Genomic DNA, 11,470 nt, shown 5'->3' with positions numbered 1-11,470 from the left:
CCCCCCCCCCCCCCCCCCCCACGCCGGCTCCGACGATCCGTCGTCGTCTCATCTTGGGTCCCTTCTGTCGTTTCGCCCCGGTTCGGGGGGTGGCAGGGGACAGTTCAAGCCATGCCGTAGCGGCACAGTCAAGCACTCGGAGCGACCTCGTGAACGAGATCACAACAGGCGTGGAGCGGGCGCCGGATCAGTCGGGACGCGGCGGAGCGTTCATCATGTCGTGGACGCGGCGCAGGACGTCGAGTTGCGCGGGGTTGTAGAGGTCTCTGAGGGCCTGGCCGATCGAACGTTGGATGAAGTCCTCGGTGTGCGGTGCGTCGGCGAAGTCGTTCAGCTCCGGGCGCTGCTCGTGGAGTTCACTCGCATACGGCGCGAGGCGCTCGGCCAAGGCGATGCGCGTCTCCTCATCGGCGTCAGCGGGCAGGTCGTCGAATTCGGGTCCCGCGGGACCGGGAGGCGGGTCCCGCAGCAGGTCGTTATATGCGTGAAGGGTGCGCGGTCCGACGAGGCGGGCCATGACCGCCACGAAGGAGCGGTCGGCCCCGGACAACCGGGAGTCGGTCGCCGCCTGCGCGAACTCGGGCGGCAGGTCGGTGGGCGCGGACTCGCTCAGGATCAGGGCGAGTTCGGCCCGGATGCGCCGCAGGCGCTCGATCGTGGCCGCGAGTTCGGCGTCGAGGGTGCGCAGGGCCTGTTCGGGGTGGCCGTCGGCCTCGCCCATCTCGGCGATCTGGGGCAGGGAGAACCCGAGGTCGACCAGGCGCTTGATCCGCAGCAGCCGGACCAGGTGGGCCACGCCGTACTGCTTGTAGCCGTTGGGGAGCCGCTCGGGTTCGTCGAGCAGACCGATCTCGTGGTAGTGCCGCACCGCCCGGAGGCTGGTGCCGGCGAGTTCGGCGATCTCGCGGGTGCTCCATGCCATGTTCGCCACCTCGTTCTCCGGCTCAGGGCGGCACGGCCGCGCCGCCCGGACCCAGTCAAGACCATGCCGTCGCCATCCGGCAGTGGGGCGGCGATGAATTCGCGGCGGTCGGGTCGTCTCTACCCATGTCGCACATCGGAGCGTGGAACTTCCAGGGAAGGAGACTCATGGTGAGCGTCATCGTCGCCGGATCTTTCTATGTCGACCCCGCCGAGCGGGATCGATACGTCGACGGCTGCCGGAACCTGGTCGAGCAGGCGCGCGGGGCGCCAGGCTGCCTGGATTTGGCGATATCGGCCGACCCGTTCGAGCCCGGCCGTATCAACATGTTCGAGTACTGGGACTCGCAGGAGTCCCTCGATGCATGGCGGGCGCGGGCTCCGCATCCGGCCGTCCAGACGGCACTCGGCGAGGTCGAGGTGTTCAAGCACGACATCGCGCGATCCGGGCCGCCGTTCGATTGAGTCCGGGCCGCGCAGTCCCACGGAGTGAGGCGCCGGGCCGGATCGTGGCTAGGCTTGGCGCATGCCTTTCAGGGATAGCGGAAGCGACGCGGAGCTGGCGATGGCGGCGGCTCTGGCGGGCGCAGAGGTGGTGCGGGAGATGTTCGGCGCCCCGCTCGAGCGCCACGACAAGGGGCGCGGCGACTTCGCCACCGACGCCGACCTCGCCTCCGAGGCGGCCGTCCTCGAGGTGCTGCGCTACGCCCGCCCGGACGACGCGGTCCTCGGTGAAGAGACCGGCCGGATCGGCGAGTCCGAGTCCGAGCGGATGTGGCTGGTCGACCCGCTGTGCGGGACGGCGAACTACGCCGCCGGGCACCTCATGGTCGCAGTGAACGTCGCGCTGCGGGAGGGGACCGACATCGTCGCGGCGGCCTCGGCCGACCCGTCCACCGGCGAGGTGTACTGGACCGACGGCGCGAACCCGCTGGTCCGGCGCGGCCATGTCATCCGGGCGCTGCGGCCCTCGGCCCGGACCGGGCTGGTGGACGTGAACCTCGAGTCCCCGTACCCGACGATCGGGCTCGACCACGGGTCCGCGCTGCTGGCGGACTCGGTCTTCACCGAGCGGTTCCGGCCGCGCGTGGTCTCCACGACCCTCGCCGTCGCGTTCGTGGCGGCAGGGAAGCGCGCGGGCTACATCACCGACGGCGAGATGCGCGACAACGTCCACTTCTCCGCGGGCGTGGCGCTCTGCTTGGCCGCTGGATGCACGGTCACCGACCTGCGCGGCGAGCAGCTGTCGTCCGAGGCCGCCGGCCTGATAGCCGCGGCCGACGAGGAGACCCACGCGGCGTTGCTGGACGTGATCGCACGCCAGGCAGAGGCCGGCGTTTAAGGCCACACCGCCCATGAGTTGCGGCACAGGCAGAACGGGTGCCCGATCGGGTCGGTATAGACCTGCCAGCCGTATCCCTCGGCGTTGATGAAATTCTGCTGGAGGGTCGCGCCGAGGTCGATGACGCGGCGCTGCTCGGGCTCGAACTCGTCCACTTCGAAGTCGAGGTGGTACTGCTTGGGATGTTCATTGGAGGGCCAGGTCGGGGGGACGTAGTCCTCCACGCGCTGGAATGCCAGTTCGACCTCGCCGAACGGGATGCCGGCCCAGAGTTCGGTGCTGTCCTCCTTGGGCGCTCGGCCCGTCACCTCGGCGTAGAACGCCGCCAGCTTCATCGTGTCCGGGCAGTCGATGATGAAATCGGTGAGTTTCAGCATCAGCCGATCTTTCCACGGAGCAAGGCGCGGACGAAAGTGCTTTCCCGAGTGGCGGCTCGGTAGCCGACGCCGCGGCGACGTGGCGCCGGTGGGCGGTGGCGTGCTGCTCGGGCATGACCACGCGGAGCGCCTCGACGGCGCGCAGGCCCGCAGAGACGCCGCCATTGGCCGGCGGGGGTTGCGTACCTTTTCTAGGCTGTTGGTCGTGACGTGATCCCGATTCGAGGATGGTGGACGTGGCGACACGACGTGCGGGCATCGCGGTGGTCGTCCTCTCGGCAGCGGGGTTGCTCGCCTTGCCGGTGGTCAGCGCGTATTCCGAACCCGCTTCGGAGGAGGCGCCGGACCCGAGCGCGGCAGAGCAGGTCAGTGCCGCTCAGCGGCAGGGCGAGGAGCCCATGCCGTTGCTCGAGCTGGTGTCGGCCGGTGGATCGGGTCGGCTCTACACCCTGGACCAGCGTGAGGCGCAGAACGCCGCCGAGAACCACGGCATGGATTTGCAGTCCGGGCGCGTCGGATACTTTCCGCGTGGGGGCGCCGACGGCACGACGCCGCTGTACCGCCTCAAGCCCGCCTCGGACTCGACCGCCTGGCTGTTCACCGTCTCGGAGGCCGAGCGCGACTCGCTGATCGACGACGGTTGGGTCTTCGAGGGCACGGCCGGCCACGTCTACACCGATGCGGCCCCGGACCGCGAGGTGCTCAATCGCCTCAGCAACGGCCGCGAGTGGCGGCTGGCGCTGAAGTCGGAGACCGATGAGCTGGTCGAGGCCGGCTACACGCTCGACGGACCGGTCGGGTACGTGTACCCGCAGTGGATCCGGACCGGCGCGGTCTACTTCGGCATGTTCAACATCGATGGGCACCAGCGCATCATCCAGCGCACCGAAGAGGTCTACGGCCGCGAGGGCGACTGGTGGGGCGGCGTGCGCGACTTCCGCGACGGAACCGAGTACGCCACCGACAACTGGCCGGACCAGGACTGGAGCGACCTCAAGCCGTCCATCGGCTACTACGACGACTCCGACCCGCACACCCTCGAGCAGCACATCACCCAGGCGACCTCGGCGGGCCTGAGCTTCTTCTCCTTCTACTGGTACTGGAACACCGAGGCGCAGGAGCCTTCGGTGACCGACGCGTCGCTGGACGCCTTCCTCCAGGCCGAGAACCGCGACGCCATGGACTTCACGGTCTCGCTCTGCGCGCACCCCTTCGGCGAGCTGGACGTCCCGACCGACCAGTACGACCAGGTCGCGTCGCTGATGGTCGAGAAATACCTCTCGCAGGACAACACCTTGCGCGCCAACGACGGCCGCAAGATCTTCAACATCTGCGACGCGCGCGGTCTCGGCGACGGCAGCCCCGAGCAGGTCGGCGACTTCGTCGAGACCGTCAGGTCCGAAGCGGACGAGCAGCTCGGCGAGGACATCTACGTCCAGATCAACCAGGCCGGATTCGCCCAGAGCGATGTGCCCGCGGCCGGCGCGGACTCCTCCTACTGCACGACCGACGGTCCCGGCGTGGAGAGCCGGTCCTACCAGAGCTACCTCGACGGCATGCTCGACTACTTCAACAGCGGGCCCGCCGCGGCCTCCTACAGCCGCTGCCTCATGTCCGACTTCGACGAGCGGCCGCGCTACCCGATCGAGAACACCGACGCCTCGACCATCCGCTACTTCCCCGACCATTCCATGGAGCGGTACCGGGAGGCCGTCTCGACCGTCTTCGACGACATAGAGGACTCGCGGCGCCCGCAGGACGTGGACAACATCGTGTACGTCTACGCCTGGAACGAGTGGCACGAAGGCGGCTACATCGAGCCGAACGAGCGCGACGGCTGCGCCTACCTCGACGTCCTCACCGAGGAGTTCCGACTGCCCTCGGACGGGTGCCAGGCTCGTCCCGAGTGACGGCTCTCCGAGGTCAGACCAGTTCCTCTACCACTCTGTCTGCCGGCAGGGAGTACCGGACGATCGGGTAGGGCCGTCCGTTCACCTCGAAGTCGGTGCGCTCGCCGTCGGACACGAAGCCGTAGCGCTCGTAGAAGCGCGTCCCGACCTCGTTGCCCTCCAGGACCCACACGCGGATCGGGTAGAGCCCGAACTCGTTGAGGGACTTATGGGCCTCGCGCATCAGGGCGTGGCCGACGCCGCGGCCCCAGTAGTCGGGGTGAACGTAGAGCATCCAGACCTCGCCCGGCTGGCCGGACTCGACTTCGTCCTTTGCGGATTCCCTGGTGTCCCAGCCGATCGTTATGGTGCCGACGACTTCGGGACCGCGCTCGGCGAGGAGGGTGCGCCAGAACGGGGGCGGGGAGGAGAGGTTCATGACGAAGGCATGCGAGGGCTCGCGGCGCAGCGACGCCAGGGTGGCGTCGTCGATGATTCCTCGGTACGCGGCACGCCAGGAAGCGTTCCTGACCTGCACTATCTCGTCAGCGTCGGCTGGGCCGGCCGTGCGGATCTTCATGTCTACCAACCGTGCCCGAAGGTCCACAAGAAAGCAACCTCCACAACGGTCGGAATTGCGACTCTATTCGCGGCTGTAGCGTCTAGGTCACCGGGGATTCGAGGAGTCGCAGTTCGTGGTCGTCCGCATTCACGCTGGCTCTCAGGCCGATCGGCATCGGAAGGTTGGGGCCGGTGTGTCCGAAGTCGACGCCACCGAGTACCGGTATCTCGATCCCGTCGAGGACGTCGAGTACGACCTCTTTCACCGTCACCGGCCCGTGCCTGTCCGCCGGTCCGGACAGGTGGATGGGAATGCCCACGACCATGGCCGAGATGCGGTCGAGGATCCCGGCCGAGCGCAGGACGTGCAGATCGTTCCAGACGTGCCCGATGTTGCGGCCGACTTCCTCCCAGAACAGGATTGCCCCGTCGAAGCGCTCGGGAGCGAAGGCGAGGGGCCCGACCTGGAGGCGGATGAAGCGGTCGAGCAGGCCGCCGACGAGACGGCCGGTGGCCTTGCCGGGCTTCCACGTCTCCCAGGTGTTCTCGGCCGGCAGGGCGACGTCGTCGATCTGGCCGGTCAGCAGGTCGCGGACGAGTTCGCGGATCTGCTCGAGCCGTTCGGCGTCGGCCGAGGCCCAGAATTTCCCGAAGCCCGGGGCGAAGTCGGCGTGCATGCCGATCAGGCCGGTCCGGGAGTGGAGCGCGAGGTGGATCGCGGTCATGTCGGAGAAGCCGAGGATCGGCTTGGGGTCGGCGCGGACGGCCTCGAAGTCGAGCCGGTCGACGTATCCGGTGGTGGCGTTGCCCCCGGCGAAGGGGACGATGGCTCGCACCCGCGGGTCGGCGAGCAGTGAATTGACCTCGGCGGCCTGCTCGGCGGGGGTGCCGGAGCGCCAGAAGCGGCGTGCAGCGGATTCGACGAGCCCGGAGAGTTCGACCTCGAAACCCATCGCCCGGACCGCTTCGATCCCGGAGTCGAGCTCGTCGCGGCGGTCGGGCGTGCACGGCCCCGAGGGGGCGGCGATGACTACGGTGTCGCCGGGGTGGAGTCGCTGGGGCCGGAGCGGCTGCATCGGTCTGCCTCCAAGGTGATCGGAGCCGGGCTGGCCCAGCCTACGGCCGCGCCGGGCGCGACGCAACAGGCAAAGGAAAGCGCTAGCCCGGATCGGGCTCCGCCGTTACGATCCGGGCATGGCCTTGGTGCACATCGTCCAGCACGGCGAGAAGGAGCGGGCCCCGGGCGGGGCGGTGACGGTCGTGGACGGTCTCGAGGTCGTCCAGATCGCGTCGGTGACGCACCTGGATGGGCCCGAATCCGGGCATCGGCGCTGATCGGGTGCCGTCTCGGGCGTGCCGGACGGTGGCTTTGAGAATTCTTTGGATTTTGCGGCAACCTTTCGGGCCGCGGCGGCAACTACGGGGTGGTGCGGCAACCCGGCTCCGCCGCACCCACAAACGACCGCTACGCGGAAGGGCAAGCACATTTCGCTCGTCGAACCGGGGCGGGCGCCTGCAACGCTGCTCGACGAGGCGTCCGTCCCCTTGCTAAACTCCGGCTCCCCGATACCTATCCTTGCCCGGAGGGTCGATTTGCACGTCCCGGCCTCGCCCGAGGAGGACGCGTTCCGCGACTTCTTCGAACTCCACCACGCCGAGCTGGCGCGGTTCGCGTGGCTGCTCATCGGCGAGCGGGCGACGGCCGAGGACATCGCCTCCGACGCGATGCTGGCCGTCTGGAAGCAGTGGACCGGCCCCGACAGCGCCGAGAACCCCCTGGCCTACGCGCGGGGGGTCGTCGCCAACCTGGCCAAGGGCCGCATCCGCTCGGCGGTGCGGGAGCGGCGGCGCAACCTGCTGTTCTGGCGCGGCTCCGGCGAGGCCGCCGACGGGACCGACGTGGCCGGAGTGGTCGACGTCCGCCGGGCCCTGGAGCGGCTGCCGTTCCGCAAGCGGGCCTGCGTGGTGCTGCGGCATTCGCTGGACCTGACCGAGAGCGAGACCGCCGAAGCGCTCGGGGTCGCGGTCGGGACGGTCAAGAGCCAGACCTCCAAGGGCCTGGCCGAGCTGCGGAAGATCCTTCGGCCCGCGGACGGGCCCGACGACAGGGAGCGACTAGGGAACGGGGTGCGGCTATGAGGGACGACCTGCCCGATCGGCTCAGATCCGCCGGCGACGATTTCGAGCCCGACGGCGATCGCATGTGGGAGCGGATCTCGGAGGGCATGGACGGGCCGACGCCGGTCGGTGCCCGACCGGTCCGCGGCGGCTTCCGCGTCCCGCATCTGGCGATCGCGACCGGCGCGGCCGTGATGCTCATCGCCGCGATCGTGGTCATCGGCTACCGCACCTCGGGCGAGCCGTCCGTCCCGCCCACCGGCCCCGGCCAGGTCACCTCGTCCGAGCCGGACGGGGACGAGTATTCGCACGAGCCGATCCCAGAAGCGGTCGACGAGGTCGAGTCCCTCGACGTCCAGGCCGGTCTGGACCCCGATGGCAGCATCGACTACTGGTCGCAGGCCGAGCTGCTGCTGGACGTCACCGAGCCGGTCACCGAGCTGACCGTCGAGCTGCGGGTGGCGATGCGCGACGACCTCCGCGAGACCGGCTCCTGGGTGACCGCCGAGCACTACTTCGACCCGGCCGAGGTGTACGAGCAGGACGGCTACCTGGTGTTCCGGTGGACGCTCATCGACGGCGAGACCATCGAGGAGGGCCAGTACACCCTGGCCGGGCAGTACAACCACGGCGACGGCCCGCGCACCACCGAATACGACTACTTCGAGCTGGAAGCAGGGGCCGAGTCCGGCTCCGGCCGGATCGTCGGAGGCATCGCCGACCGGTAACGCCGCTCCTCAGACCGAGACCAGCTCGAACGGGGTCGCGTATCGGACGCCGAAGCGCTCGCCGGTGGCCTCGGCGAACGCGGGGAGGAAGCCCCGCGCGTACTGCTCGGGGTCCTCGTCGGTCAGCGCCGAGATGTAGGCGCTGTGCGCGGTCAGGGAGGCGACGGCGTCCTCCATCGTCTCGGAGATGTCGACCGCATGCGTGGAGACCGGGGACGCGGCCAGCGCGACCCACCGCACCCCGTTCCACGGCTCCAGGCCCTGCTCGGTCAGTTCTGGAAAGATCCAGCGGTTCCCGGCGTCGGCGGCGGCGTCCAGGACCGACTCGCCGACGGCCCGGTGGTCGGCGCTGTTCCAGCCTCCCGGCTGGAAGTACTCGCGGCGGTTGAGGGTGACGACCAGTTCGGGCCGGTGGCGCCGGATCGCGGCGGCCAGGTCGCGGCGCAGGTCGAGCCCGGCCTGGATGACGCCGTCGCGGTGGTCGAGGAATTCGACGGTGTCGACCCCGACGAGGGCGGCGCTGGTGCGCTGCTCCCGTTCGCGGACGGGAATGGCCGCCTCCGGCGAGAGGGTGTCGATCCCGGCCTCGCCGCGCGAGACCATCAGGTAGGAGACTTCCTTCCCGGCCCTGGTCCAGGCGGCCACGGCCCCGGCCGCGCCGTACTCCATGTCGTCGGGGTGGGCGACGATCGCCAGTGCCCGCTCCCAGTCGTCCGGCATCGCAAGCAGTTCGGTCATGCCCCGAGTATGCCGGTCTCAGCAGTCGCAGGAGACTCCGGACACCGGGACGGTGCGCGGGTCCGGCTCGCCGCGCGTGACGCCTTGGGCGTCGGCTACCGGCAGGCCCTCGCGGATCCAGTACTCCATGCCGCCGATCATCTCTTTCACCTGGTATCCGAGGCGGGCGAACTCGACGGCGGCGCGGTAGGCGCCGTTGCAACCCGGACCCCAGCAGTGGACGACGACCGGTTTCGATCGGTCGACAGAAACCTCGGCGGAGGCGGTGATGTCGTCGGTCGGCAGATGGACCGCCTGCGGGACGTGCCCCTGCTCCCAGGCAGCCTGTCCGCGGGTGTCGACGAGCGTGAAGCCGGGCTCGCCGCTCTCGAGTGCGGAGTAGACGTCGGAGACGTCGGTGCGAAAGGTCAACTGGGAGGTGAAGAAGGCCAGCGCCTGGGCCGCCGGGGCCGGAGCGACGCCCAGGACCGGGTTCGTGTTGTCGTCCATGCGCTCAGGCTAGGACCCGGTACAAACCGCGATCGCGGCGGCACAATCGTCCGGTCTCCGCTCGTGCGATCGGCGTCGGGAGTGCCTCGGCGTCAGCGTTTTCTGACCAGGAAGCCGCCGTCGACGGGAAGTTCGACGCCGGTGATGTAACCGGCCTCGTCGGAGGCGAGGAAGGCGATGGCGGCCGCGACCTCTTCGGGCTCGCCGAGGCGCCCTGCGATCGTGCGGTCGGCCTCGGCTTCCCGGGCCGGACCTGGTGTGCCATCCCAATGGGTGGTCAGTATGGGGCCGGGGGCGACCGAGTTGCAGCGCACGGCGGGCCCGTAGGCGGCGGCCAGTTGCCGGATCAGCGCCGACAGGCCGCCCTTGGCGGCGGCGTAGGCGGTGAAGTCCGGATAGGACAGGTGGGCGTGGACCGAGGAGACGGCCACGACCGAGCCGCGGGCCGCGGCGAGCTGTTCGGCGAAGGTCTTGACGCCCAGGTAGGTGGGCTTGAGGGTGACGTCGAGGGTGCGGTCCCAGTCGGCCTCCTCGAGCTCGTGGGCGCGGCCGAGGAGGTTGGCGAAGGCGTTGGAGACGAGGACGTCGAGTCGGCCGTGCTCGGCGCTCACCTTGACCGCCAGCGCTTTCCACTGGTCGAGCCGGGAGACGTCGCAGTCGACGAAGCGGGCCTCGCCCTCGATCTCGGCGGCGAGCCGCCCGCCGGCCTCGGCATCGATGTCGACGACGTAGACGGCCGCGCCTTCGGCGGCGAGGCGCGCCGAGGTGGCCGCCCCGATGCCCTTCGCGCCGCCGGTGACGATGGCGACTTTGCCTTCGAATCGGTTCATCGCGTTACCTCCCTGCTCATCTGGCCGAGCGTACGCGCCGGGCCGGAACGCTCGCCCGCGATGAGTTCGGTTTCGCCTGCCGGACTCGGATCGGTGCCGGTGCGGGTCCGGTTGGCAGCAGCGCGTCATGCGCGATTCGCGCCGGTTCGGTAACGTGCGCGCCGGTCGCATCCGGTATGCGGAACGCGACCGGTTCATCCCCTGAACTCCCAGTTAGGAAGGGCCACCCCACCATGGCCAGTGTGGACGAGCTGTCGGGGCAGATCGAGGCGTTGAAGGGCGAGATCGACCAGACGGCGGCCAGCGCCGGTGCGTCGATGAGCAGCGCGGAGGAGTTGAGCAATCAGACTCAGGCGTTGGGCATGGAGAGCAAGGCCGCCGAGGCGATGGCGGTCAAGGACGCGTTGGGGCAGTTGCAGACCGGGTTGCAGGCGATCGGTGAGCAGGCCGAGGGGGTGCGGGCTCAGGTCGAGGCGATGAGGACCTTACAGGGCGGTACCGGCGGAGGAGTATCAGCAGAGGGCGAGCAGGATAACGCCCCAACCCCCGCCGGAGGTTCGGGCGGAGGCCAAGGCCCGAACGAGCCCCCGACAGGCGGCCCACCGGCCCCGGGTGCACCCGAATCGGAGGAGAACCCGAGCTCTGAGCTCTCCTTCCGCACCGGCGACCAGGTCGAGTCTTGGGAGGCGGCACCGGAATCGCAGCAGGTGATCAATCTCGAAGATGAAGATGACGATTTCGAGAAGCTCCTCCGCCGGGCGGACGATGCCAAAGACTCGGTGAAGACGACAACAGAGTCGGCCATGAACGTCGCGAAGCTCATGCGCGAACCCGGACCGACTGAAGCCCACACTTACACGGCAGAAACCATCTATACCGCGCCCCCTGAACCGCAGACAAACGTGCCGGACATCGTTTCGTCAGCTTCGATGACCGTGCTTATGACCGCGTATGGTATTCGGGAGGCCGTGCGGCGCTGGAGAGGACGGGAAACATGACCGATGTGAAGCGAATCTACGGCGAGCATCTGAAGGCCATGCTCCGGAACGACCCCGAAGAGGCTCAACGATGGCACGATCAGCTTCCCGATGGAAGCCTTGAGGGCACTGGGCGCATAAATATCGCTGTGCTGAGTCTCGTCCTGAAAAAGAGGTTCAGCGAGAACAAGAGTCACGATGCAATCCTGGCATTCGTGGCCGACTTCATGAACAGCCTGCAAGGCTCTGGGCAGCAGGTGAATCCGCTCCATGCCGAGTTGCTGGTTCGTTCGGTGCTTGGTGAGTCCGCTTTGTTTGCGGAGGTACCGGGTGAGGTCGCCAACCTGTTGATGCCTTTGCTGGCGGTGCTCGCCGCCGATCAGAGCAGACTCGATGCCGAGGACGTCAATGAGCTAGTCGAGAAGGCGATTCAGAAAGCTGCCTGACCAACGGCGTAGTGCCGCCGGGCCTTCGGCCCGGCGGCTTTCCGCTTTCTGGTG

The 11,470-nt window shown here is 68.9% G+C and carries 15 protein-coding genes; 8 read left to right on the top strand and 7 right to left on the bottom strand.

The window, feature by feature from the left end:
• Positions 1-187: 187 nt before the first annotated feature.
• Positions 188-922, bottom strand: a complete 735-nt coding sequence (locus JFB92_RS14605; protein ID WP_199040128.1) for a MerR family transcriptional regulator — start codon at positions 920-922, stop codon at positions 188-190.
• A 125-nt stretch (positions 923-1,047) separates the two neighbouring features.
• Between JFB92_RS14605 and JFB92_RS14600 the strand changes: the two genes are divergently transcribed.
• Positions 1,048-1,386: a putative quinol monooxygenase gene (locus JFB92_RS14600; protein WP_199040126.1), complete on the top strand. Its 339-nt coding sequence runs from the start codon at positions 1,048-1,050 to the stop codon at positions 1,384-1,386.
• Between the two features lie 61 nt (positions 1,387-1,447).
• Positions 1,448-2,263: an inositol monophosphatase family protein gene (locus JFB92_RS14595; protein ID WP_199040124.1), complete on the top strand. Its 816-nt coding sequence runs from the start codon at positions 1,448-1,450 to the stop codon at positions 2,261-2,263.
• Here the strand turns inward: JFB92_RS14595 and JFB92_RS14590 are convergent.
• Positions 2,260-2,640, bottom strand: coding sequence for a VOC family protein (locus JFB92_RS14590; RefSeq protein ID WP_199040123.1), 381 nt, complete (start codon positions 2,638-2,640; stop codon positions 2,260-2,262). The genes JFB92_RS14595 and JFB92_RS14590 overlap by 4 nt on opposite strands.
• Positions 2,641-2,876: 236 nt before the next feature.
• Here JFB92_RS14590 and JFB92_RS14585 point away from each other — a divergent pair, with 236 nt between their 5' ends.
• Positions 2,877-4,550 (top strand): glycoside hydrolase family 99-like domain-containing protein, encoded by a 1,674-nt coding sequence (locus tag JFB92_RS14585; protein ID WP_199040120.1) that lies wholly within the window; start codon positions 2,877-2,879, stop codon positions 4,548-4,550.
• Between the two features lie 13 nt (positions 4,551-4,563).
• On the opposite strand, the gene JFB92_RS14580 is transcribed toward JFB92_RS14585, so the two are convergent.
• The gene (locus tag JFB92_RS14580; protein ID WP_199040117.1) at positions 4,564-5,109 is read right to left on the bottom strand and encodes a GNAT family N-acetyltransferase; all 546 of its coding nucleotides are present in this window, start codon (positions 5,107-5,109) and stop codon (positions 4,564-4,566) included.
• 82 nt (positions 5,110-5,191) lie between these two features.
• Complete coding sequence (locus JFB92_RS14575; protein WP_199040115.1) at positions 5,192-6,166, bottom strand: S66 peptidase family protein; 975 nt, start codon at positions 6,164-6,166, stop codon at positions 5,192-5,194.
• Between the two features lie 118 nt (positions 6,167-6,284).
• Here JFB92_RS14575 and JFB92_RS14570 point away from each other — a divergent pair, with 118 nt between their 5' ends.
• The 3 genes from JFB92_RS14570 (at position 6,285) to JFB92_RS14560 (ending at position 7,936) form a co-directional block, all read left to right on the top strand.
• On the top strand, positions 6,285-6,425 hold the full coding sequence (locus tag JFB92_RS14570; RefSeq protein WP_199040113.1) for a hypothetical protein: 141 nt from the start codon (positions 6,285-6,287) through the stop codon (positions 6,423-6,425).
• Positions 6,426-6,683: 258 nt separating this feature from the next.
• A complete protein-coding gene (locus tag JFB92_RS14565; RefSeq protein WP_199040111.1) occupies positions 6,684-7,229 on the top strand; it encodes a SigE family RNA polymerase sigma factor in 546 nt (181 codons plus the stop codon).
• Positions 7,226-7,936, top strand: a complete 711-nt coding sequence (locus JFB92_RS14560; protein ID WP_199040108.1) for a hypothetical protein — start codon at positions 7,226-7,228, stop codon at positions 7,934-7,936. Before JFB92_RS14565 ends, JFB92_RS14560 begins: the two co-directional genes overlap by 4 nt.
• A gap of 9 nt (positions 7,937-7,945) precedes the next feature.
• Here JFB92_RS14560 and JFB92_RS14555 read toward each other — a convergent pair whose 3' ends face one another.
• The 3 genes from JFB92_RS14555 to JFB92_RS14545 all read right to left on the bottom strand — a co-directional run bounded on the left by JFB92_RS14555 (position 7,946) and on the right by JFB92_RS14545 (position 9,993).
• On the bottom strand, positions 7,946-8,674 hold the full coding sequence (locus tag JFB92_RS14555; RefSeq protein ID WP_199040105.1) for a PIG-L deacetylase family protein: 729 nt from the start codon (positions 8,672-8,674) through the stop codon (positions 7,946-7,948).
• A gap of 18 nt (positions 8,675-8,692) precedes the next feature.
• Entirely contained in the window at positions 8,693-9,163 is a 471-nt protein-coding gene (locus JFB92_RS14550; protein WP_199040102.1) for a rhodanese-like domain-containing protein, read from the bottom strand.
• Between the two features lie 92 nt (positions 9,164-9,255).
• The gene (locus JFB92_RS14545) at positions 9,256-9,993 is read right to left on the bottom strand and encodes an SDR family NAD(P)-dependent oxidoreductase (RefSeq protein WP_199040099.1); all 738 of its coding nucleotides are present in this window, start codon (positions 9,991-9,993) and stop codon (positions 9,256-9,258) included.
• Between the two features lie 242 nt (positions 9,994-10,235).
• Between JFB92_RS14545 and JFB92_RS14540 the strand changes: the two genes are divergently transcribed.
• A complete protein-coding gene (locus JFB92_RS14540; RefSeq protein WP_199040096.1) occupies positions 10,236-10,991 on the top strand; it encodes a hypothetical protein in 756 nt (251 codons plus the stop codon).
• Complete coding sequence (locus JFB92_RS14535; protein WP_199040093.1) at positions 10,988-11,416, top strand: hypothetical protein; 429 nt, start codon at positions 10,988-10,990, stop codon at positions 11,414-11,416. Before JFB92_RS14540 ends, JFB92_RS14535 begins: the two co-directional genes overlap by 4 nt.
• The last annotated feature ends 54 nt before the right edge of the window (positions 11,417-11,470 follow it).

The sequence above is a fragment of the Glycomyces salinus genome (assembly GCF_016428645.1).
In the GTDB taxonomy this organism is placed as follows: Bacteria; Actinomycetota; Actinomycetes; order Mycobacteriales; family Micromonosporaceae; genus Glycomyces; species Glycomyces salinus.
Note: the sequence above shows the minus strand (reverse complement) of the source record. Positions and strands in the feature narration are given on the sequence as shown.